At 38.9% G+C, this 22,820-nt stretch carries 16 protein-coding genes and 1 tRNA gene; 13 read left to right on the top strand and 4 right to left on the bottom strand.

From position 1 onward, the window contains the following. Nucleotides 1-7 precede the first annotated feature (7 nt). The 5 genes from OQX63_RS08415 (at nt 8) to OQX63_RS08395 (ending at nt 8,972) form a co-directional block, all read left to right on the top strand. Nucleotides 8-1,702 carry a SusD/RagB family nutrient-binding outer membrane lipoprotein gene (locus OQX63_RS08415; RefSeq protein WP_265850441.1) on the top strand — a complete coding sequence of 565 codons (1,695 nt, stop codon included), beginning with the start codon at nt 8-10 and terminating at the stop codon, nt 1,700-1,702. Nucleotides 1,703-1,725: 23 nt separating this feature from the next. Beyond that, complete coding sequence (locus tag OQX63_RS08410) at nt 1,726-2,673, top strand: DUF1735 domain-containing protein (RefSeq protein ID WP_265850440.1); 948 nt, start codon at nt 1,726-1,728, stop codon at nt 2,671-2,673. A gap of 59 nt (nt 2,674-2,732) precedes the next feature. After that, nucleotides 2,733-3,422, top strand: coding sequence for a hypothetical protein (locus OQX63_RS08405; RefSeq protein WP_265850439.1), 690 nt, complete (start codon nt 2,733-2,735; stop codon nt 3,420-3,422). A gap of 874 nt (nt 3,423-4,296) precedes the next feature. Further along, nucleotides 4,297-7,464: a SusC/RagA family TonB-linked outer membrane protein gene (locus tag OQX63_RS08400; RefSeq protein ID WP_265850438.1), complete on the top strand. Its 3,168-nt coding sequence runs from the start codon at nt 4,297-4,299 to the stop codon at nt 7,462-7,464. A 17-nt stretch (nt 7,465-7,481) separates the two neighbouring features. Next, the gene (locus tag OQX63_RS08395; protein ID WP_265850436.1) at nt 7,482-8,972 is read left to right on the top strand and encodes a RagB/SusD family nutrient uptake outer membrane protein; all 1,491 of its coding nucleotides are present in this window, start codon (nt 7,482-7,484) and stop codon (nt 8,970-8,972) included. A gap of 67 nt (nt 8,973-9,039) precedes the next feature. On the opposite strand, the gene OQX63_RS08390 is transcribed toward OQX63_RS08395, so the two are convergent. After that, nucleotides 9,040-9,447 carry a DoxX family protein gene (locus OQX63_RS08390; protein ID WP_265850435.1) on the bottom strand — a complete coding sequence of 136 codons (408 nt, stop codon included), beginning with the start codon at nt 9,445-9,447 and terminating at the stop codon, nt 9,040-9,042. A gap of 1 nt (nt 9,448) precedes the next feature. Further along, on the bottom strand, nt 9,449-10,348 hold the full coding sequence (locus OQX63_RS08385; protein ID WP_265850434.1) for a S66 peptidase family protein: 900 nt from the start codon (nt 10,346-10,348) through the stop codon (nt 9,449-9,451). A gap of 40 nt (nt 10,349-10,388) precedes the next feature. On the opposite strand from OQX63_RS08385, the gene metG reads away from it, so the two are divergent. From metG to OQX63_RS08370, 3 genes are all read left to right on the top strand, one after another. Beyond that, the gene (metG, locus tag OQX63_RS08380) at nt 10,389-12,497 is read left to right on the top strand and encodes a methionine--tRNA ligase (protein ID WP_265850433.1); all 2,109 of its coding nucleotides are present in this window, start codon (nt 10,389-10,391) and stop codon (nt 12,495-12,497) included. A gap of 513 nt (nt 12,498-13,010) precedes the next feature. Next, nucleotides 13,011-13,082, top strand: a tRNA-Arg gene (locus OQX63_RS08375). Between the two features lie 292 nt (nt 13,083-13,374). Then, nucleotides 13,375-13,986 (top strand): GIN domain-containing protein, encoded by a 612-nt coding sequence (locus OQX63_RS08370; protein WP_265850432.1) that lies wholly within the window; start codon nt 13,375-13,377, stop codon nt 13,984-13,986. Between the two features lie 195 nt (nt 13,987-14,181). On the opposite strand, the gene OQX63_RS08365 is transcribed toward OQX63_RS08370, so the two are convergent. Together OQX63_RS08365 and OQX63_RS08360 are read right to left on the bottom strand one after the other, a co-directional pair. Further along, nucleotides 14,182-15,015, bottom strand: coding sequence for a helix-turn-helix domain-containing protein (locus OQX63_RS08365; protein WP_265850431.1), 834 nt, complete (start codon nt 15,013-15,015; stop codon nt 14,182-14,184). Beyond that, nucleotides 15,016-15,987, bottom strand: a complete 972-nt coding sequence (locus OQX63_RS08360; protein ID WP_265850430.1) for an aldo/keto reductase — start codon at nt 15,985-15,987, stop codon at nt 15,016-15,018. Between the two features lie 389 nt (nt 15,988-16,376). Between OQX63_RS08360 and OQX63_RS08355 the strand changes: the two genes are divergently transcribed. From OQX63_RS08355 to OQX63_RS08335, 5 genes are all read left to right on the top strand, one after another. Beyond that, complete coding sequence (locus OQX63_RS08355) at nt 16,377-16,988, top strand: GIN domain-containing protein (protein ID WP_265850429.1); 612 nt, start codon at nt 16,377-16,379, stop codon at nt 16,986-16,988. Between the two features lie 413 nt (nt 16,989-17,401). Next, complete coding sequence (locus OQX63_RS08350; RefSeq protein ID WP_265850428.1) at nt 17,402-18,907, top strand: serine hydrolase; 1,506 nt, start codon at nt 17,402-17,404, stop codon at nt 18,905-18,907. A gap of 343 nt (nt 18,908-19,250) precedes the next feature. Next, the gene (locus OQX63_RS08345) at nt 19,251-20,786 is read left to right on the top strand and encodes a hypothetical protein (protein ID WP_265850427.1); all 1,536 of its coding nucleotides are present in this window, start codon (nt 19,251-19,253) and stop codon (nt 20,784-20,786) included. A gap of 27 nt (nt 20,787-20,813) precedes the next feature. Then, the gene (locus OQX63_RS08340; protein ID WP_265850426.1) at nt 20,814-21,152 is read left to right on the top strand and encodes a hypothetical protein; all 339 of its coding nucleotides are present in this window, start codon (nt 20,814-20,816) and stop codon (nt 21,150-21,152) included. 18 nt (nt 21,153-21,170) lie between these two features. Continuing rightward, nucleotides 21,171-22,814: a hypothetical protein gene (locus OQX63_RS08335; protein WP_265850425.1), complete on the top strand. Its 1,644-nt coding sequence runs from the start codon at nt 21,171-21,173 to the stop codon at nt 22,812-22,814. Nucleotides 22,815-22,820 lie beyond the last annotated feature (6 nt).

Below are 22,820 nucleotides of genomic sequence, written 5' to 3'. Positions count from 1 at the left end.
AAAAAACATGAGAAAATTATTTAAAATATTTATTCTTGGAACAATAATTTTATCAGGCTCGTCTTGTAAAAAATTCCTTGATGTTAACACAAACCCAAATAATCCAACATCATCAACTCCAAATATTGTTTTGCCTCAGGCAATTGTTACTTCTGCTGCGGCAATGAACACATACGACAATTTTGGAGCCTGGACGGGCGGTTATAAAGCTAATGCCGGTGGTTATGGTGGATGGGGTACAGTCTGGACCTACAATTTTACTACCGGTGATTACGCGGGTGTGTTTACGGATACATTTGCTGGTATAAATCAGTTAAATTTTGTAATCAATAACACAACACCTGATGGTCCTTTGAAATATTATAATGCAATGGCTCGTATCATGAAAAGTTTCATGTATACAAAACTTGTTGACCAATATGGTGATGTGCCTTATTCTGACGCAGGTAAAGGCTTAAATAATTTAAGTCCTAAGTATGATAAATATACCGATGTTTATGCTACTTGCTTTACAGAACTAAATAATGCAATTGCAATTATGAATACTGCTCCGGTTACAAACGTAACCACAGCAGTAACTGCAGCACAAGATCCATTATTTGGCGGAAGTGCAACTGCAAATCTTGCAAAATGGAAACAATTTGCAAATACGATTAAATTAAAAATGGTGATACGTGCCAAAAATGTGGCAGCACTTTCTTCATTTGTAACATCAGCTATTGCTTCGTTACCAACAGCTACTGGCGACTATGTAAATGATGATGTAATCGTTCAGCCAGGTTATTCATCTGCTACTGCCAGCCAGTTTAATCCCAAATGGTCTACTTATGCTTGGGATATTAACGGTACAGCTATCGGTAGTGGATTATCGAATTTACCAACACCATGGATTGTTTCTTTCTATAACGGAACCAAATTAAGTGATAATGTCCGCGGTAATGCAATTTATGCATCTTTCGGTACCAATATTTCGCAAACGATCAATGGTAATACAGTTACCTTTCAAGGTCCAGCTACAAATCAGCTGGGTTACGATACAGAGCCAGTTAAGCGTAGTCAGAATGGTTCATATTGGTATTCTGGCGTAGGTAGATCTTCTAGACCTACACAGACTACCGCGAATGCAGCAACAGATGTAGGTGGTGTTTTGAAAGGAGCATCAATGGGTACAGTATTAATGTTGGCTTCTGAATCCTACTTCTTACAAGCAGAAGCGTCGTTAGCATCGGTAAATATCCTTCCTGCTTTAAATGCTACTGGACAAACGTTGTTTGAAAATGGCATAACCGCATCATTTAATTATTTATATAAAAATGCGGCTAATGTTTATTTTAATTCAACTCCGGCAGCTACTCTGAAAGATAATTATAAAACAGCAAATGCTACTAGTACCCTAGTTAATTGGCCGCTGGCACTTAGCGATGCAAGTAAATTAGAAGCAATTATTACCCAAAAGTATATTGCAGTTAATATGATCAATAGTGAGGAAGGCTTTAACGAATATAGAAGAACAGGGTATCCAACAATATCTGCTGGATCTACTTCTGCTACTGCTACTTTTGCTTCTCTAAAATCGGGCGCACCAGCGCTAGATAAATTGCCAACAAGAATTCTTTATCCTGCCGTTGAGTTTCAAGTTAACTCTGAAAATGTACCAAAAGGAGTTAGTCCTTATACGACTAAAATATGGTATGCTAAATAGTAACAATATTAAATTGTAAAGAAATGAAAATATTTAAATTATTAATAACGGGAGCAATTTTGACAACGGTGATGTCATCTTGCTTAAAAAATAAATTCGACATTATAAACCCTAGTGGAAGTCCTTCTGTTGTCGAATTTAAAAATCCTGTTGCACCATCGTCAGAAACTCCTGAAGGTTCGCTTTATACTGTTTTTCCGGTTGCCTATGAAGTTGCAGCAAGTGTTGAAGTGGCTTATACCGTGCAGTTAACAGGCCCTGATCCTGCACCTCAGGATGTTGTTGTAAACATTGGTGTAAAAAGTGCTGCAATAGCTGAATTGAATGCAGATAAATCAGTTATTTCCTCTTACGTGCCATATGTTGAGTTACCAGCATCATTGTATACTATTACTACACCAACAGTAACAATTCCTTCTGGTCAGCGTACTGCCATCGTAAAAGTTGCCTATAAAACGGGTAATTTTGATTTTTCTAAAAAATATGCATTACCTATTTCAATTACTTCTAGTAATTATGGTGGCGTAAGCAAAAATTTTGGAACTGTTTTATTGAATGTTTCAGCCAAAAATGCTTATGACGGTATTTATGCAATGCAAACAGGAAGCTTTGTGCAACGTTATTCAAATCCTACAACACCAACAACAGGTGATGCATTAAATGGAAATACTTCTACAAATCCTAATGTGACCTTAACTACTGTTGGCGCAACAACCTTAGAGATTACAAATTTGAGATGGGCGGGAGGATCTTCTAACGTTGCTGGTATCGACAATCTTCGTTTAACAGTTGATCCTGCCACTAATTTGGTTACCATGAGCTCTTTGGGTAACCCCACTTTAGCAAATGTTCCTGGATCTGTTAATAAATATGATCCGGCAACCCGTACATTTACATTGAATTTTGACTGGAATCAGACCGCGGCAAAACGCGTCTACGGTTTAAATATCAAGTATAGTGGTGTTCGATAAAATTATATTTTAATTTATTAAAGGTGTTCACTATATTAGTGAGCACCTTTTTTATGCTCATGAAAACCAGATATTTAATTTTGATATTTCTTGTTATATCAAGAATATCTTATGCTCAAAACATCCGTCAGCAAAAGATGGACCTTCCTGATGGAGCTAAATTAACATACCAAACAATAAATAATGAACTCAATGGAATTTATTCAATTGAAAAAGACGGTTTAACAGTTTTAAGAGGTAATTATGTAAGTGGAAAACGTGTAGGTAATTGGTATATCTTTAATAAAGATAAAAGTCTGTACGCCAGATACAATTATGATGCTCGGAAATTGATTTCTGTGGATACTAAAATGTTAGCTTTAGCTACCATCAATGTCCGGTCTGGAAATGATGATATCAATTCTAAAGCATCGGTGAGTTTTCCGCTAATCTCATTAGAACAATATTTTCCTTTAGTGACAAGATTGGCCGAATCAATCGTACCCTTAAACGATATTTATAAACTTGAACAAAATCAAGTTACCATCACAGCGAAGATTGACAATAAAGGGAGCGCAGAATACTTTGTTTACTATGAAATAAAAGGAAAAAAAATAGAATATAAACTCAAAGTTGACAAAGCCCCCTTTTTTATTGACTGGGTAGTTTCATCTTACGAGGGTAAGCCATATGCTTCAGAATTTGTAATTAAGGCCAAACTTGGACCTCCAGCTGAACAAGGTAATCATAGAAGAATTAGCTGGTTGTAGCAATTCATTATTTTAAAGAATTGACCGTTTCATAAGTAATTTTGGAACGGTTTTTTATGCAATATTGAATTGTAACTTTTAGTTACTGTCGCAATGAAGCAGATATAGACGAAAACAATGGTCGAAAAGCTAACTCAAAATGTTTCATTCTTAATGAGCCCTCTGGTTCGAAACTTTAAAAGTAACGATTAATTTTTAACTTATTTTTTTTCCAAACATACAAATATGGGTTTATTGTGAACTCGATTTTGATGGCGTTGTTATACAAGCAATTCTTTTAATTATCTTTTTTGCCAAAACAGAGCCATCAGATTAAAAAGCTGGTTAATGTTATATATAGGCTATATTTCTAATTCTATTTTAATGTATTTGTATCTTTTTTATTAAATTATTTATCAGTTTGTAGCTATTTATCTGCCAATTGTGGTTTTTTTATGTTTTCAGACACATTTTTTTTATAACTAATAGAAAATCAGTAAAATAATACCAGTTTTTTTATTTCATAAAGTTTGTAAGAAGTTTTTCTAAGTGCTATATTAGATTGTTAAACGGAAATTAAACTAATTTTAAATATACTTCAGCGTTATTCGCACCTTAATTTATTGCGCTCGGGCAGACATCAATGGAATAGCCGATTGGTGTTTAATTCGCCATTAGTATGGTCATGATCGGATAAATTTATATATCTCCGGTTATATGACAGTTGTAATAGACCTTGAGGTTATTCGAAGGCTGTATGCATAATATTTCTAATCTGTTATTCAATTAGTCGAAGTGAGGTGTAAAGGAATGACTATTTGATTGTAAAATTTGCGTTACAAAACACTAAATCCTATATTGTATTATTATAAACTAAACTAAACTAAACTTTTTTATGAAAAAACTTCTACAAAGTTTGTTCATATTGTTGTTTGTTGCCAATTCGGCAATAGCGCAAGAACGAACAATCACAGGTACAGTTACGGGAAAGGATGATGGAATGCCTCTTCCTGGTGTAAGTGTTAAAATTAAAGGTGCATCCGGTGGAACCGTAACGGGTGCAGACGGAAAATTTTCCATTAAAATCCCTCAACAAGCTTCAGCCTTAGAATTTTCTTACATTGGCTATATTGCCCAGTCAAGGGTAATAGGTGGAGGGTCGACAATTAATGTTGCCCTGGTGAGCGACTCGAAAACATTAACCGATGTAGTGGTTACTGGTTATGGTGTAACTAAGAAAAAAGATTTTACAGGCGCTGCTGCCACAGTAAAAGGTGATGACCTTAAAGATAAACCGGTACAAAGTTTTGTGCAGGGCTTAACTGGGCAAGCTGCAGGGGTTAGTATCATCCAGCCGAATGGTTTGTTAAATAACCCGCCTGTTATTCGTGTAAGGGGGGTAAGTTCAATCTCATTAAGTTCTTTTCCTTTGGTTGTGGTTGATGGTATCCCCTTCCCTACTGGCGATGCATCGGCGAACTCTGCAACAAACAATCCACTAGGCGATATCAATCCTGCAGATATCGAAACGATTGATATCTTAAAAGACGCAGCTTCTACGGCGCTTTATGGTTCAAGGGCAGCTGCTGGTGTATTGGTTATTACTACTAAAAAAGGAAGGAGCGGCGATGCTAAAGTTACTTATGATGGATGGTATGGTGTAAACAATGCGGTACGCTTGCCAGAGCTGTTAAATGCACAACAATATATGGATAGTAAGAATACAGCCATTGCAAATGCGCTGGTGCTAAATCCAAATGCGGTACCGGCATCTCAAAGAGACGCCAATAATAAGAGTTTCTTTCCAAGTTATAATGCCGATGGTTCTCTGGTTGATACAAAGTGGTACGATGAGGTTTATAGAACAGCCAGGTCTCAAAATCACAACGTAACGCTGAGTGGTGGTACAGCTAAAACAACTTACTATTTGTCTGGAGGTTTATCAGATCAGGATGGTTTCTTGAAAAATAACACATTCAAAAGGTATGCGGCCCGCCTAAATGCGACACATAAAGCTACAGATTGGTTAAGCCTAAGCATGAATGTGAGTTATAACAATAGCATTAATAAGGCGCCAAACAGCGGATCTGCTCCAGGCGCTGCATTTAACTCTTCAGGGTTAGGCCGTATCGCTATCGCTATTGCCCCAAATGTACCGGTATATAATGCCAATGGTGGTTATAATATCTCTGCTAATAATGTGGGTAATGGTGCTAACCTGATTACCAGTACATGGGCTCACCCAACTGTATTGGTAGACAAAGATGTAAACAGTTCGGAGAATAACAGGTTCTTAACTAATTTGGGAGCAGACCTTAAAATTATTGATGGCTTAAACTTCAGAACAAACTTCTCTTGGGAAAGAGCTAACACTGAAAATATCCAATTCTGGAATCCTATTCAAGGGGATGGTTATTCTTATAACGGCTATGCTTATAACAACGTTGCAAGAAGAAATAACTGGAACTGGATAAATACCTTGCAATATATGAAGACCTTTGATGGAGCACATAACTTGAGCTTGACCATTGGTAGTGACGTTCAAAATACTAGAACAACAAACTGGGGGGCAATCCGTCAAGGATTAGGAGATCCAACTTTCTTCAATCAATTTCAGGGAACCTTTACGACCAATGTTCCAGGTGGGAACAGCATCAATGAAATCGCATTTCAGGCATATTTGGCCAGTGTGAACTATAATTATAAAGGAAGATATTTTTTAAGTGGGAATTTTAGAAGAGATGGTAACTCTGCTTTGTCAGCAAATAATAAATGGGGTAATTTTGGTGGTGGATCTGTAGGGTGGACAATATCTGAAGAAGAATTCTTTAAAAATTCTTCATTGAGCAAAACGATCAACTCTTTAAGGCTAAGGGCCAGTTATGGGCGTGTAGGTAATGGCAATGTGCCTGCTTACAGCGAATATACGACTTATAGCCCAGGCCTTTATGGAGTTACGCCGTTTGCATGGATTTTCGGTCAGGCTGGGAACAAAGAGCTTAAGTGGGAAACAAGTAATCAATTGGATATCGGTTTAAACCTTGCTCTGTTTAATAACAGGTTAACTTTTGAAGCTGACTATTTCAAAAAGAACATCAACAATTTATTACTTAATGTACCGCAGGCACTTTCAAAGGGTATCCCGAACGATCCCGCAGGAACAATTTTGGCTAACGTTGGATCAATGTATAATAAAGGTTTTGAGTTTGCTTTGGGCGGTACACCAGTTAAAACAGCTAAATTTTCTTGGACAGCTAATTTAAACTTAACCACTATTAAAAACGAAGTAACGGCTTTAGATCCGAACGTATCACAGATTATCGGTACCACTGGCGGTCTTGAATCAGCTAGCGTAACTAAGGTAGGCGAATCAATTGGTAGTATTTATGCAGTTAAGACAAATGGTGTTAATCCTGCTAATGGCAGAAGGATTTACATTAATGCTGCAGGTCGTGAGGTTCAATACCAGCACTTTGGTGGTGCCAATGCATGGACTTATTTAGATGGTACACAGGCTCCTTCTCCTGCAGGTGATGCTCAGGTAATTGGTGGTACGCTGCCTAAGTGGTACGGTGGTTTCAATAATACTTTAAATTATGGAAACTTCGACTTAAACATAATGTTTACCTTCTCTGGTGGAAACTATATTTACAATGGTACCCGTGCCGGACTTTTAGATCAACGTGTTTGGAACAACTCGACTGAAGTGCTGAATGCATGGACAACGCCAAACCAACAGACAAATATCCCGAGGGTGGTTTATGGAGATAACGTTTCAAACGGTTCATCATTTGCAATTGATGCAAACGTAGAGAAAGGCGATTTCTTGCGGTTGCAGGCAGCAACCTTGGGCTATCGTATTCCAAAAAATATTTTTGGTAAATCAGGCATTAACAGTATCAGGGTTTACGCTTCGGTAAACAATGCTTTCTTGATTACAAAATATACTGGTGTAGACCCGGAAATATCAACAAATGGAAATAGTAACCTTGCAAGTGGCGTTGAACGTAACTCTATTCCACAGGGCAGATCATTTACATTCGGTATCAGTTTAGGCTTATAATATTAATTATCACATTCATGAAATTATTTCATATCAAAACATATCAATTGAAGTTCGCTACTGCAGCTATACTGGCAATACCCTTAATTGGAAGCATTTCATCCTGCAAAAAAGAATTTTTAGAAAAAGTTCCGGAACTAACACTTCCTGATCAAGATGCATTTGCTAACCCAACAAGGATTTTAGGTCAGGTAAATGGGCTATATTCTTCATCAAAATCGGGTTCGTTATTTGGTGGGAGGTATCTTATATATAACGATATCAGGGCAGAAGAATTTGTTAATAGGACCGGAAATTCTGTTACAGGTTATGATGTTTATCAGGGAACCAATAATTCAACCAATACTTATGTTGCCAGCTTTTTTTCACAGGCATATCTAACAATCAACAGGGTAAATCTATTTTTAGATGGCCTCTCTAAGAACAGTACAGTTTTAACACCTGCCGTTAATGCGAACTATGCCGGTGAAGCCAAATTTATCAGAGCGTTAAATTATTTTGCGTTAATACAGATTTTTGCAAAGCCATATGTAACTGATAACGGTGTTTCAAGGGGACTGCCATTGCGTTTAACACCTGAAACATCATTAGCAAACAATGCGTTAAAAAGTAGTACAGTGGCCGCAGTCTATGCGCAGATTTTAAAAGATTTGGATGAAGCTGAAGCCAGTTTGCCTGATACCTATAGTACACCTTTGTTGCGTACCACACGGGCGCACAAGAATAGTGCTATAGCCTTGAAAACCCGTGTTTATCTTGCAATGGGCAATTACCTAAAAGTATTGGAAGAAGGAAATAAAATAGTGCCGCAGGCGGCACCCTTTAAGAACGCAGCTAGAACTGCTCACGAATTACAGGCAAGCATAGTAAGTGTTTTTCAATCACCATTTACCACTTCCGAATCGATATTCTCTTTCCCAATGGCGGATACTAATGCACCGGGGACGCAGAACCAGCTTGGATATTATTATAGCTGGGCTGGAAATGGAAACCTGGAATATTCATTAAATAAGACTGGCGCCGGTATTTATGCAGATCCTGCATGGCCAACAAGCGATGCCAGAAAATCACTTTTAACACAGGACGCAACAATTTCAGGGGTATTACACGCTTATCCAATTAAATATGGAGCAGTATCTCCATTTATTGATTTTGTTCCGATGATTAGGTATGCAGAGGTATTATTAAACGTGGCCGAAGCCGAAGCGCTGGCCCCAGGAGGAAATCTTATCCGTTCGAAAGCACTTTTACAAGCTGTTCGCACGCGTTCAGATGCATCTTATGCTTACGGAGCATTGCTCACTCCAGCAACATTAGAAGCTGCGATATTAAAAGAAAGAAGGATTGAACTTCTAGCCGAAGGATTTAGGTATAATGATCTTGCCAGAAAAGCGGCCCCACTTCCATCATTCGGTGCTGGTGCATCTATTCCTGTTAACGATCAGCGCTACACATTCCCCATACCGATTGGAGAGTTAAATACAAACCCATTGGTTAATACGCTTTAATAAAAATCTGGTAAAAAAAACGAGGCTGTCTTAAAAGACAACCTCGTTTTTTTGCGTTTAAAGTAGCCTACTTCTTATCCACACTATATTTCCCCGGGCCAATAAAAATCAACCCGAAAAATACAATACCCAATTCAATGGCGTGGCTGGCACCTTGTAAGCCATCTCCTTTGCCAAAATGAACTAGTGCAGCGATAATCATCGTAAAGATTAATAAGATTAGAGCCGGACGGAAAAACAATCCCACAATCAAAAGGAAACCACCAAAGGTTTCGGCAATGGCGGCCATAAAACCCCAAAATATGGGTAAAAAGTTTATGCCAATTACTTTCATACTTCCACCTAAGCCCGTCCAGCCGTCTGGTCCGCCTGCAAGTTTCGGGAAACCATGAATAATGAACATGATCCCTAAACCAATACGGAGAAGTAAAAGGCCTGTATTGCGGTATTTTCCTAAATTGTCTAAAATTGCCATCTTATAAATATTTAAATTGAACGTTTTTTGTTTCTATTTTTAAGTTCACCTCAGCGCCTAAAACCATACTGAGGTTATTATCGATATGTCCGGTTGGGAAGTTAAAGCAGACCGGGAAATTGTAATCTTTAACAATATCCCAGATTACTTCATCAGCGGTTTGCCCAAAAGAAATTTTTTCCTCTTCAATTTCATTAAAGGCACCAATAATCAGGCCTTTTAAGTGTTTTAGCTTGCCTGCCCTCTTCAGCATGCGCAACATTCTGTCAATGCCATATTCTTGTTCGCCTACATCTTCCAAAAAGAGGATTTTATCGGTAAAATCCATTTCCGAAACAGAGCCCTGTACCATGGTGAGCAAACTTAAATTGCCGCCAATTAAAATTCCGGTTGCCGCTCCTGCCCTGTTTTCAAATAAGCTTTGATAAGAATAAGTCTGTTTATCACCAAATAAAGCTTTTTGTAATGAAAATAAAGCTTCTGGTGTAGATTCATCAAATGTATAAGGCATTTGTGCATGTATGCATTGGCAATTGCATTGCGCAACCAGATGTGATAGCAAAACCGTGATATCGCTGAAACCCACAAGCCATTTCGGGTTCTTGTTAAACTCCGTAAAGTCAAGCTCGTCAATAATCCGGATGGTACCATATCCCCCGCGGCCCGAAATAATTGCTCTTATTGATGGATCATCTAAAAAACGCTGAATATCTTTAGTTCTTAAAGCATCAGTCCCCGCAAATTGATGGTGGCTGGCGTATACACTATCACCAATAACAACCTCCAGGCCCCAGCTTTCTAATTTTGCTACGGCATGGTCTATAGGTTTGGGCAATTTCTTTGCCGGACATACCAGCGCAATCTTATCTCCTTTTTTTAAATATGGGGGCTGCTTAATCATCTTCAAAACACTTATCTTTGCCAAATTAATAAAAATTGTTTTGGATAATAGTAAAATAAAAAGATATACCGTAACTGCAGCGCTTCCGTATACAAACGGACCGGTTCATATTGGGCACCTTGCTGGTGTTTATATCCCTGCAGATATTTATGCCCGTTATTTAAGATCGAATAAACGCGATGTAAAATTCATCTGTGGATCTGATGAAAATGGTGTGCCTATTACTTTAAAGGCCAAAAGAGAAGGGATTACGCCCCAGGAAGTGGTAGATAAATACCATAAAATTATTGGCGATTCTTTTAAAGAGTTTGGCGTATCTTTCGATATCTACCACCGTACTTCATCGCTTACGCATCATCAAACGGCTGCAGATTTTTTCGAAACCCTTTACGATAAGGGTGTTTTTACCGAAGAGGTTACTGAGCAATATTACGATCCCACCGCAAAACAATTTTTGGCCGATCGTTACATAACGGGTACCTGCCCTAAATGTGGCAATGAAAATGCTTATGGTGATCAGTGCGAAAACTGTGGTTCTACACTTAATGCAACCGACTTAATCAATCCAAAATCTACCCTATCCGGCGATAAGCCTATCTTAAAGGAAACTAAAAACTGGTTTCTGCCGCTGGATAAGTATGAAGACCGTTTACGGACTTATATCGAAAGCCATAAAGAATGGCGCCCAAATGTTTACGGCCAATGCCAAAGCTGGTTAAATGCAGGTTTGCAGCCAAGGGCAATGACCAGAGATTTAGACTGGGGGGTACGTGTTCCACTTCGTGATGCTGAAGGTAAAGTACTTTATGTGTGGTTTGATGCGCCTATCGGATATATTTCTGCAACCAAAGAGCTTTGCAACTATGCCAAGCTAGATGTGTGGAACCCAAAAGCAGAGGAATATTATATCAACAATTACGAAAACGATAAATGTGGGTGGGAAGAATACTGGAAAAGCGACGAAACTAAGTTGGTTCACTTTATCGGTAAAGATAATATCGTTTTCCATTGCATTATTTTCCCGGCGATGTTAATGGCGCATGGAGAATATACTTTGGCTGATAATGTGCCTGCAAACGAATTCCTAAACTTAGAAGGACAAAAAATCTCCACTTCTAAAAATTGGGCGGTTTGGTTGAATGAATATTTAAGAGAGTTTGAAGGAAAACAGGATGTATTGCGTTATGTATTAACAGCAACAGCTCCTGAAACTAAAGACAATGATTTTACCTGGAAAGATTTTCAGGCGAGAAATAATAATGAGCTGGTGGCCATACTGGGTAATTTTGTAAACCGGGTAGTGGTGCTTACGCATAAATACTTTGATGGTTCGGTGCCAACCTGTATGGAAATTACGGAAGTAGATCAGGCTGTTATTGATGAATTGGCGGGCTATCCGGCTAAAATTTCTGCATCTATAGAAAACTACCGCTTTAGAGAGGCTTTATCAGAAGTAATGAATGTTGCCCGTTTAGGGAATAAATATCTGGCCGAAACCGAGCCCTGGAAACTGATTAAAACAGACGAAGATCGTGTAAGAACGATCTTGCATCTTGCACTTCAAATAGCCGCTAATATTCAGATCCTCATCGAACCTTTTATGCCTTTTACAGCAGAAAAACTAATGAAGATGCTTAAAAATGGCGGTCATGATTGGGATGATGCGGGTACGGTGAGCCTGTTAAAACGTGGGCATGATATTGGAGAAGCTGTGCTCTTATTTGATAAAATTGAAGATGTAGAAATCGACTTTCAGATTGAGAAATTGAATCAAAGCAAAGCCAGTAATGCAGCCAATAATGTTGTTGCTGCTCCGGCAAAAGAAAATATCCAGTTTGATGATTTTTCAGCAATGGATATCAGGGTAGCCACTATTGTAGCCGCAGAAAAGGTAGAGAAAACCAAAAAGCTACTAAAGTTAACGGTAAATACGGGCATTGATGAGCGGACAGTGGTTTCTGGTATTGCAGAATATTATAAGCCTGAAGATATTGTGGGTAAACAGGTGAGCATGATTGTTAACCTGGCGCCTAGAGAAATTAAAGGTATTTTATCACAGGGCATGATTTTAATGGCCGAAAATGCAGAGGGCAAACTCACTTTTGTGGCACCTGTAGAAAAATTTCAAGAAGGTAGTATAATCAGGTAGTATTTATCTATCCTAAAAATATCAAGCCATTCGGGATGATTCGAATGGCTTTTTTATCGTTTATTCCTATGCAATAATCCTAAAGGGCATCTATTGTAATTGATTTTTTTATGTTTTTAAAAGCAATTATCATTTAGATAAATGCTTGTTAAAATGAATTCTCTTGCGACAAAACTTTTGTTATATTTGCGCAACAAATGGTCCCGTAGTTCAACGGATACCCGCCTGAACGACGTAGTCGGGCAGGGAATAGAAGTTTTCTAAACTTTATATATGAGTTCTTTGCCTATGTAATTAAAAGTGTACACTTTGATTATTTTTATAAAGGACATTGTTAAGATTTATTAGATAAACAATTAAAAGAACACAACGCTGGTAAGACGAAGTCAAATAAGGCTTATCTCCCCCTTCATAATTTTTTATTATGAAGAATTCCCAACGAGGAATGAGGCAATTAAAAGAGTAAAATATTTTAAATCTGCTTCTGGAAAGGCGATATTTGAAAAATAAAATGGCCCCGTAGTTCAACGGATAGAATAGAAGTTTCCTAAACTTTAGATAGCAGTTCGATTCTGCTCGGGGCTACAAAAAAGTCATCATTCTGGTGCGATTGATGGCTTTTTTTATTTATCTCTTTTTCGATTAATATAATCCTGATCATTCCTCTCCTCATCATTCAAAATCGAGTTTTCAGCAATATCCTTCAAACTTGTAATATCACCCCCTTCGCAAACCAACCACCATTCGTCTAGAAATTACGGGCGTTGGTCTATTGGTTGTTAGCAATGGTATAATACCAGCTTTTTGCCTGCAACGTTTACGGCACAACTGCGTCTTAATAACAAAACAATAGCAAAAACCTAAAATAATAAACGATATGAAAACTTTAGCAAAAACAATATTCGCAGTAGCATTAACAGCAGTAGTATTTACTTCATCAGCAATGGTAACTTTTGCCGCTGAGCCTGTTAAAACAGAAACAAAAACTTCCTCATTATCTACATTCAACAGGATCTGGGTAAGCGGTAATGTAAAAATCGTCTTAACGCAAGGCGACAAACAAAATGTAGCAGGTGCGAGCAACTACGATGCTGCAAAAACTTCGGTAACCACTGATGGAAAAACCTTATTTATCAATTCAATGGAAAGCAGTCAGGTAACGCTTAATATTACCGTAAAAGATTTAGAAAGAATTGAAGCTTATGGTCAATCAGTTGTGGTAACCAGCAATAACCTTGATGTAAAAAACCTTCAGTTATTTTTGAGCCAAAGTGCTACTGCAAAGATCAAAACTACAGCAAGCAGTTTATATACAGTCGTTAAAGAAGATGCGGTATTAAAATTAAATGGTACTGCTGATGAAAGTACAATGATCGTAAGTAATATGAAAAATGTAAAATTAGCTGATTTTGCCAGTCTTAAATCATCATCATATGCTTCTGAGGCGATCATGAAAGCAGCGCAAAATGCAATGGTTTTATCAAAATAAAATTATATATTTAGATGAACAGAGCTGCCTATTTGGGCAGCTTTTTTGTTTAAAGGGGGAGATCTAAAGAATATTACTATAATACGAAAATAAACTGATCGCGTGTTTGTCTTATAATTTTCAGATATTGGTTAAGTATAATTTCCGGTAACTGTATGCATATATATCACGATATGCAAGCAATATAATGAGTCGTTACGCTTGCTTAGCTATTCCGAGATGAATAAGTTCACTTGGTGCTAATCCAAATTTCTTTTTAAAGGCATGTGAAAAATGCGAAAGGCTTTCGAAGCCTAAATCCAAATATATAGTGGAAGGCTTTTGATGTTTATGCTCAATTAGAAATTTTGCGGTATCTAGCCGTTTGGAGAGCAACCATTGGCGGGGCGGAAGGTCGAATTTTTTTTGAAAATCTCGCTTAAACCCGGCCAGGCTGCGGCCCGTCAGCTGGGCAAATTTTTCTACGGGAATATTAAACTGAAAGTTATTGAGCATGAACTTTTCCAGATCTATTTTATAGGGTTCTGAATAATCAAATAAAAAGCTTCGTAATATCGGCAGCGCCAGAAGCAATAATTTAACGCCCTCTTTTACTTTCAAAATGCCCATTTCATCCGTCATGGAGGCTCCTGAACTTCTGGCATATGGAACAATGGAATGAAAATAGCCCTGCAAAAATTCATTGGAGGGAATCAAAAGGTTTGGCTGGCCATTATACTTCCCGCCAGATTCCAGTTTTTCCTCCAATGCAATTTTGCGCATCAGGTCTTCCTGTAGTGAGATCACAATGGTTTCATAGCTGCCTCCATCACCGGGCGTTTTGGTCAACATACCCAGTTGATTTTTACCAATTAACAGCATTTCTCCTGCGCCCATTGATATGGTTTGAGCAGAAGTTTCCAGGGTGAATTGACCTGAAACCTGCAGTACCAGGGTATGATGGTTCCAGAAGCACGCTTTCTGTTTCCTTTCGGTAGACAGGTAGGAATAAAAGATTACACCAGGAAGAATTTCGGCCGGACTTTCCATTTATCGTTCTAAGTAGGTGCCCCCTTTAATGGCCCCTATTGCAAAAGTAGTATTTAATACAGTCATTTCTTCTGGGGTGAAGCTGATTTCCATCGCCTCGATATTCTCGGCCAAACGCGATCTTTTGCTCATGCTCACCAGAGGCATGATCTGGTCACCCTGTTCTTTTACCCAGGCAATGGCAAGCTGTGTCGGTGTACAACCTTTTGTGATGGCCAAATGTTTCAGCACCTCAACTTTTTCGAGGTTATGCACAAGATTTTCATGCTGGAAACGGGAGAAATGGTTCCGGTAATCATCATCGTTCAGTGGTGCGGTCATTTCGCCGGTGAGCAAACCTTCTGCAGTATTTGCAAAAGCCACAACAGCAATACCCAATTCCTTAGCTGCCGGTAGCAATTCAGTTTCTATCTTTCGTTCTGCAAGCGAATAACCAATTTCTAATGCACTTATCGGATAAACATCATTGGCTTTGCGAAGTTGAGTTGCGGTAATTTCAGATACACCAATGTATTTAACTTTACCTTCCTTCACCAGATCGGCCACAGTGCCAATAATATCTTCCACGGGCACGCTATTGTCCATCCGGCTAGGTTGATAAAGGTCAATGGTTTCAATGCCGAGGCGCGTTAGGGAGTAATTAACGAAGTTCTTGATAGAATTCGGTTTGAGGTCAAGCCCCAGCCACTGACCATTATGAAAGATGGCGCCAAACTTCACGCTGATGAAAGCGTCATCGCGCCTGCCTTTAATCGCTTTTCCAATCAGCATTTCGTTATGGCCTGCGCCATAAAAATCGCCGGTGTTCAAAAAATTGATACCAAGATCCAAGGCTTCCTTTATGGTGGCGATACTTTCTGCTTCGTCGGGCGTTGGCCCTCCCCAAATGGAAGACATACGCATGCAGCCGAGTCCAAGACTAGATACTAGTGGGCCGTTCTGGCCTAATTGAATTTTATTAATGTTTTCCATACACAAATATCTCCATTCGGACTATAATAGAATTGCTTGTACGGCTCAATTAATTTGCTTCTACAGCTCATTTTGGCTCTACATATAAAGACGATACGTTTGTAATATCATTATTTATCCCCGATCACATCATCTATAAAACAGGCATAACCAATTTGATAAACACCATATAAATTGAACAAGGCTGGATGCACTGGATGGAGATGAGCGCAAATACCAGATTTAAGGGCAAGTAAAGGATAAAATTTAATAGGTGTTCGTCTAGAAATTACAGGCGTTGGTCTAGTAGTTATTGATGCTGGTATAATACAAGCTTTTTGCCTGCAACGTTTACGGCACAACTGCGTCTTAATAACAAACAATAAAAAAGAACTTAAAATATTAAAGATATGAAAACCTTAACAAAAACCTTATTCGCAGTAGCATTAACAGCAGTAGTGTTCACTTCATCAGCAATGGCCACTTTTGCCGCCGAGCCAGTTAAAGCAGAAACAAAAACATCCTCATTATCTACATTCAACAGGATCTGGGTAAGCGGTAATGTAAAGCTCATCTTAACACAAGGTGAAAAACAAACTGTAGCAGGCGCGAGCAACTACGATGCTGCAAAAACTTCGGTAACCACTGATGGAAAAACCTTATTTATCAATTCAATGGAAAGCAGTCAGGTAACGCTTAATATTACCGTAAAAGATTTAGAAAGAATTGAAGCTTATGGTCAATCAGTTGTGGTAACCAGCAATAACCTTGATGTAAAAAACCTGCAGTTATTTTTAAGCCAAAGTGCCACCGCAAAAATCAAAACTACGGCAAGCAGTTTATATACAGTCGTTAAAGAAGATGCCGTATTAAAATTAAATGGTACTGCTGATGAAAGTACAATGATCGTTAGTAATATGAAAAATGTAAAATTAGCTGATTTTGCCAGTCTTAAATCATCATCATATGCTTCTGAAGCGATCATGAAAGCAGCGCAAAATGCAATGGTTTTAGCAAAATAGAAAATTATTATTTTAGATGAACTGAGCTGCCTATTTGGGTGGCTTTTTTTGTTTAAGTGATCGAATTTCAGGAATATTTACGTATTATGCGTAACCATACTAGTTGTATGTTTTACCAATAGACATCGTGGTCGTTATACCTGCCGGTGAAGCCTGGTTTTAAACCGGTAATGATTATTTTTAACCTGCAGACCGATAGGGTAAAAGCCGCTGCCGCCCGAGACACCCATGGAGAGCTGGTATAATACCTACCTTGCGCCGGCGGGAAAGAAGTGGCCTGGTAGAACTGTTGCCATGGGGCAGTATTGTTCAGCCGTTGAAGCCAGAATAACCCATAGAAAAACAGGATTAAGGTTATCCATTATAAAACCAATAATCCTGAGCTGTTCGGGATTAAACCAAGATAATATGCGATGAAAAATACCGTAAAAACCCATTTGGGAAGCCTTAAGGTGGCCACTCAGAAATCCTATAAATTAACTGCCTGCCTGATTTTGTTTTTTTTAGTTTTCAGTTTTAACATTAGCCTTGCACAATCCACAGTCGAAGACCGAATCAAACAGGTGGAGAACGGGCTTACGGAGAATATTCAAACCGGCGATTCCGCTGGTGCGAATTTGCTCGAGCGCATGAAACATTTTAAAGTGCAGGGACTCAGCATCGCGGTGATTAAGGATTATAAGGTCGATTTTGCAAAGGGCTATGGCTTTGCAGATCCAGAAAAGAAAATCCCGGTAACCGATAAAACGCTTTTTCAGGCAGCATCTATCAGTAAATCGCTGAACAGCCTGGCCATCTTAAAGCTATTTAAAGACCGCAAGCTGGATTTATATGCAGATATTAATACTTATCTCAAAAGCTGGAAATTCCCTTACGATTCGGTTTCGAAGGGAAAGAAAATCAATATGGCCAATCTGCTCAGCCATACCGCGGGCTTAAATGTGCATGGCTTTGGAGGTTATGAGGCAGGTAAGCCGTTACCTTCCGTTATTCAGATTCTAAATGGCGAACCACCGGCCAATTCAGATGCGGTACATTCACTTTTCCCTCCGGGCAGCCGCCAGGAATATTCAGGTGGGGGCACAACCATTTCTCAGCTGGTACTCACCGATGTTAACGGAGAAAAGTATGAAAACTATTTAAAGGAGCAGGTATTAAAACCGCTGGGCATGCTCAGCAGTACTTTTGCACAGCCGCCAACAGGCATCAGCCAGTCATTACTATCCGCAGGATTCGACAGGGATGGGAAAGAGGTGAAAGGCAAATATCATATTTATCCTGAGCAGGCTGCTGCGGGTTTATGGACCAACCCTACAGACCTGGCCAAATATATCATCGAAACCCAGCTTGCCTACCAGGGTAAATCGGCAAAGGTGCTTGATGAAAAGACAACGAAGTTACGCCTTAACCCATACATGAACAAAAATGGCGCTGCATTGGGCGTTTTTGTGGAAGATTACAATGGAGTAAAGTACTTTGGCCATGGTGCGGGAAATGCAGGATTTACCGGCGGATACTATGGGAGCTTTGACGGTGGGAATGGTCTGGTAGTGATGGTTAATTCAGATAACGGAGAAATTGTTCAGGAGCTAATCAACAGCATTTCCACGGTGTATGGTTTTAAGGGCTTAAGCAAAACCAAAAAAGTAACCCTCTCTGAGGTTCCTGATCAGGACCTCGATCGTTATCTGGGCAATTATCAGCTTACCCCCGAACTGGTATTAACCGTAAGCCGTGAGGGTAAAAAGGTTTTCGTACAGGCAACCGGGCAGCCCAGTATAGAGGCCTTTCCGGAAAGCAATAACAAGTTCTTTTTTAAAATGATTCAGGCCAGTATGGAGTTTGTAAAAGATCAGAATGGGTTAGTAACAGAGCTCATTTTTATTCAGGGCAGAACGATTCATGCGAAAAGATTGTAAATTCCTTACCTAACCTACGCAGGTAAAGAATTTTCATTTTTATTTTTTTCAGACGAAAGTCGCATATCCCAATGTCTTAAATCATTAATAACCTCTACCATTAGGCTTAGGGGCATAATACAACATAACCAGTATACATTTTGAAAGTATTTAAGCAATTATGTAGAGCAATTTAGCTTGAGGTGATTGGTTTGAATGCTTAAAAATGTGATGGTTGCTTAAAATTAAATCAAAATTTTATCGCCTATAATTTTCTCTTTACGGTTTTCCGTAAGGATTGCCGTTACCGTGCTTATACTTTTGGTCAACTAAACCATACTCAAAGCACTAAAACGTATAAATTATGAAAACAGGCAATACCCGGAACTTTATCAAGATAATGGGATTATTGGGGCTATTTGCAATTTCGGCTTGTAAAGGTTCCGGAGAATCCCAATCAGAAGATCCCTTCGCAGCTACAAATTTCAACCCTTATGATCAGGATTTAGGAAGACGTATCCAATCGTACCATAATGCTAATACACCAGATGAGACCAAAAAAGGTACTCCGGCACTTTATATTGATTTCTCATCTGGAATAAATAAGGCTTTTAGTGATCCTACGATTAAAAGTATGATGTCGGCCTGCTTTAACACCATTTTGGCCCAGCAATTTGAAGTTTACAAATTAGGTTCCAATAAAATCTCATTGCTCAATGTAGCTAATACCACCGAACTGGGTCAACAGGTGAGCGATCCAAAACAATACGCCGATATTTGGGCGCCCTTGCAATCATCGGTAGAAAAAATTGTGGCCGGTAATGGCGATGCACTTCTGATTACCGATTTTGAGGAGTGGCAGAAAAACATGGAGGTTACCAATACCGCCTTTTTAAAAATCCCATTCTCCAGTTGGATTGAAAAAGGAAATTCCATTCACTTTTTTATTGCTGATTACAAAGAGGGCAAGGTGAATAAACACCTCTATTTTACCATATTCAGTTGTGGTCATCCAGATGCAGGAAGTTTGATTTCAAAACTCGAATCGAAACTTTCACCATCAACAACCAGGTTTGATTTATCGAACAATGCTTACCAACTGTCAACCGGATATCCTTCAGAAAAATCAGGTGGTATTTTTTATGATGATGGCGCAAAATCAGACAAAGCCAAAAATATACTCGATTTAAAAGACGGTTACATTAATGGACTTAAAAACGGGTTTAACTTCGAGTTTTATCCACTTGGATTAGATTGGAAAAGCATTGATCAACTGCACAGTACTTATGCTGGGCAAAACCAGTTTAACGATTTTTTCAGGAAACTTTTTATCGACCTCAGTAATGAAGATAGTTACACTTTTGGAAACTTCAGCGTAAAAGTTTCGGATGTAACTACTGATTTTGAAAACTTTGCAAAAGCAGATGAAGCTAAAAAACACCAGCCAAAATTAAGTAAAGGCAATAATGGCGAGGCTAAGTTTTCTGATCAGGAAAAGGATGCAATTGCAATGACCTGTTACAATACCAATGGGAAATTAAAAGAACAATGGATTTATAAAGCACAGGCCTCAAACCCACTCAATGAGGTTTTTACCCTTAACCAAACCCTTTTTACCAATACCAGGGCATCTAGCCCAAAACACGTAGAATTTGGTGTTGCCTTCGACCCTAAATTTAGTGTAGCCAATATCCATGATCCGGAAGGTTTGATCAGGGTAGATATTTTATCAAACACGGCCACACCAAATCTGCAGGGGGGCAAAATGGCCAAATTCGAGTGGGTAAATGCTAAAAATACCGCTAATACAGCTTTGTCAGAATCTATAAAAAACACTTTACAGGAACTTAAACCTGTAGACAAAGTAGTGTACTCGTACTACATCAAAACTAAACAGTAATCTAAAATCATTAAAATAAATTCTAAAATGGAATCAACTTCAGCTTACATTATCTCCGTCATCACCGCATTAATTTTTCTACTGTTATCGGCCATTATTGCAAACGCCATTAAATTTGAAGGGGGGAGTAATCCCAAAGATCCACAGGCACGTAAAACCTGGTTTTGGGTATTGGCCATCTTAAATCCGGCAGTTTGTTTTTTACTGGGTTATTATGTATTTAAACCAGATGCAAACATTATGGTACTGAATAACTATGTAACAGCCCTGAGTATTGGTACAGCTATCGGTTTTATACTCTACATCATCATCGGTTTTGTAATGAGCAAAATATTTGCCACCGGAAAAATCGGGCACTGGTTTTAATCCTTAATCAAAATAGCAATGGATAAATTATTCGTAATCGCCATAGGCGGTACAGGGATGCGTTGCCTGGAAGCGTTTACGCACCTGTGTGGAATCGGGATGTTCGACAATCAGGAAATCGAAATCCTTACGCTTGATACCGATCAGAACAATGGGAACAAAGGACGGGTTGAAGAACTGATCGGGCTTTACAACCGGATTAAAACAACCGGTACCGGGCTGGGCGGAACGCCAAATGCAAATACTTTCTTCTCGGCAAAGCTGAATTTACACCGGTTTTTTACCAATTATGCCGGCCCGGGAAGGGAAACCTATAAAAACATCAGCAAAATTGCAACGGGTTCACCCGAACAGCAGAAAGCCAATAAATTAATCTCAGATCTGTTTTTGGATAATAGTTCGGTACAGGAATTTGCTTTAGATCATGGCTATAGGGCACAAACCCACCTCGGTTCTATGCTAATGTACCATGGCATAGTAGAAGCCGCCCGTAATATTATTAAAGGTGCTGCCGTACAATCGCAGGAACGTGAACTGGACACTTTTATGGGCAAACTGGAAAGTGCCGGTGCAGATGCCAGGGTTTTTATTTTTGGTTCTATATTCGGTGGTACAGGTGCATCATCTATCCCGGTAATTCCAAAAGCACTACAGGATTTTGTAAAAATCCGTTCAAACGGCAACGCCAGTATCGATTTCGCCAGGGCCAAATTTGGTTCTACTTTATTAACAGCGTATTTCACTTTTAATAAACCAGATGATAAACAGAAAGCAAGCAAAGCCAATAGTATAATAGCCGATTCGTCGTTTTTTCCGCTAAACAGTCAGGCAGCGCTGCAGTTTTACCAAAGCGACCCTACCGTTCAGAAATGTTATAAACTGCTTTACCATATTGGCTGGCCGATAGAAAGTAAAAAAATTGACGGCAACAACATTTCCAATCAAACCATCACCGGTGGAAGCGAACAGAAAAACCCCTGCCACATTACAGAATTGTTGTGTGCCTGTGCCGCTTATGATTTTTTTACCCGGAAAGATGGGTTTAACAGCGCAAAGGCTGATTACCTCTATAAAGCAGTAGAATTTAAAGATAATTCGTTCAATTTCTCGTTTGACGACTTTATAGGAAATGAAAATAAATCAGGCGAAATATTTGTAAATAAACTGGGTGCTTTTTTCTCCCTGGCACATATTTCATTAACCAAAAACGGTGGTGCTTTTGATGATGCCGGCATAAAAGGTTTCATTAAACAATGCGAGAACCAAAAACTCAACCAATACAGTACCATTACCGATGCGGAGTGTAAAGACATCAACGAATATTTTAAACTCTTTGCCTACACTTTCAAAGATGCCAAATTTATACCGGGCTGGCTTTATCAGGTGAGAAACTCCGTTGCCCCGGGCAGGTTCCTTTTTGATAGCAAGGCATTTCCGGATAACCCTACTGAACTAAAAAAACTGGATGTCGGCACCATTTTCCTGGATGAGAAACACCATTGGAGTAAAGGCGGACTTTTTAGAGACCGTTATGACGTTTTTGTTGAAAAACTGATCAACACCAATCACAAAGACGAGCAAAAGGTAAATACCACAAAAGAGAAATTCCTTGCGCATATTTTTAACGCACTTACCATTTCACAAAACTTCGATATAAACTAAAGCACC

The sequence above is a fragment of the Pedobacter sp. PF22-3 genome, assembly GCF_026239555.1.
Classification (GTDB): domain Bacteria; phylum Bacteroidota; class Bacteroidia; order Sphingobacteriales; family Sphingobacteriaceae; genus Pedobacter.
Note: the sequence above shows the minus strand (reverse complement) of the source record. Positions and strands in the feature narration are given on the sequence as shown.

Bases quoted from the DNA above. Each gene is read 5' to 3' on its own strand.
- OQX63_RS08415 (WP_265850441.1), top strand. From the start codon at position 8: ATGAGAAAATTATTTAAAATATTTATTCTTGGAACAATAATTTTATCA.
- OQX63_RS08410 (WP_265850440.1), top strand. From the start codon at position 1,726: ATGAAAATATTTAAATTATTAATAACGGGAGCAATTTTGACAACGGTG.
- OQX63_RS08405 (WP_265850439.1), top strand. From the start codon at position 2,733: ATGAAAACCAGATATTTAATTTTGATATTTCTTGTTATATCAAGAATA.
- OQX63_RS08400 (WP_265850438.1), top strand. From the start codon at position 4,297: ATGAAAAAACTTCTACAAAGTTTGTTCATATTGTTGTTTGTTGCCAAT.
- OQX63_RS08395 (WP_265850436.1), top strand. From the start codon at position 7,482: ATGAAATTATTTCATATCAAAACATATCAATTGAAGTTCGCTACTGCA.
- OQX63_RS08390 (WP_265850435.1), bottom strand. From the start codon at position 9,447: ATGGCAATTTTAGACAATTTAGGAAAATACCGCAATACAGGCCTTTTA.
- OQX63_RS08385 (WP_265850434.1), bottom strand. From the start codon at position 10,348: ATGATTAAGCAGCCCCCATATTTAAAAAAAGGAGATAAGATTGCGCTG.
- OQX63_RS08370 (WP_265850432.1), top strand. From the start codon at position 13,375: ATGAAAACTTTAGCAAAAACAATATTCGCAGTAGCATTAACAGCAGTA.
- OQX63_RS08365 (WP_265850431.1), bottom strand. From the start codon at position 15,015: ATGGAAAGTCCGGCCGAAATTCTTCCTGGTGTAATCTTTTATTCCTAC.
- OQX63_RS08360 (WP_265850430.1), bottom strand. From the start codon at position 15,987: ATGGAAAACATTAATAAAATTCAATTAGGCCAGAACGGCCCACTAGTA.
- OQX63_RS08355 (WP_265850429.1), top strand. From the start codon at position 16,377: ATGAAAACCTTAACAAAAACCTTATTCGCAGTAGCATTAACAGCAGTA.
- OQX63_RS08350 (WP_265850428.1), top strand. From the start codon at position 17,402: ATGAAAAATACCGTAAAAACCCATTTGGGAAGCCTTAAGGTGGCCACT.
- OQX63_RS08345 (WP_265850427.1), top strand. From the start codon at position 19,251: ATGAAAACAGGCAATACCCGGAACTTTATCAAGATAATGGGATTATTG.
- OQX63_RS08340 (WP_265850426.1), top strand. From the start codon at position 20,814: ATGGAATCAACTTCAGCTTACATTATCTCCGTCATCACCGCATTAATT.
- OQX63_RS08335 (WP_265850425.1), top strand. From the start codon at position 21,171: ATGGATAAATTATTCGTAATCGCCATAGGCGGTACAGGGATGCGTTGC.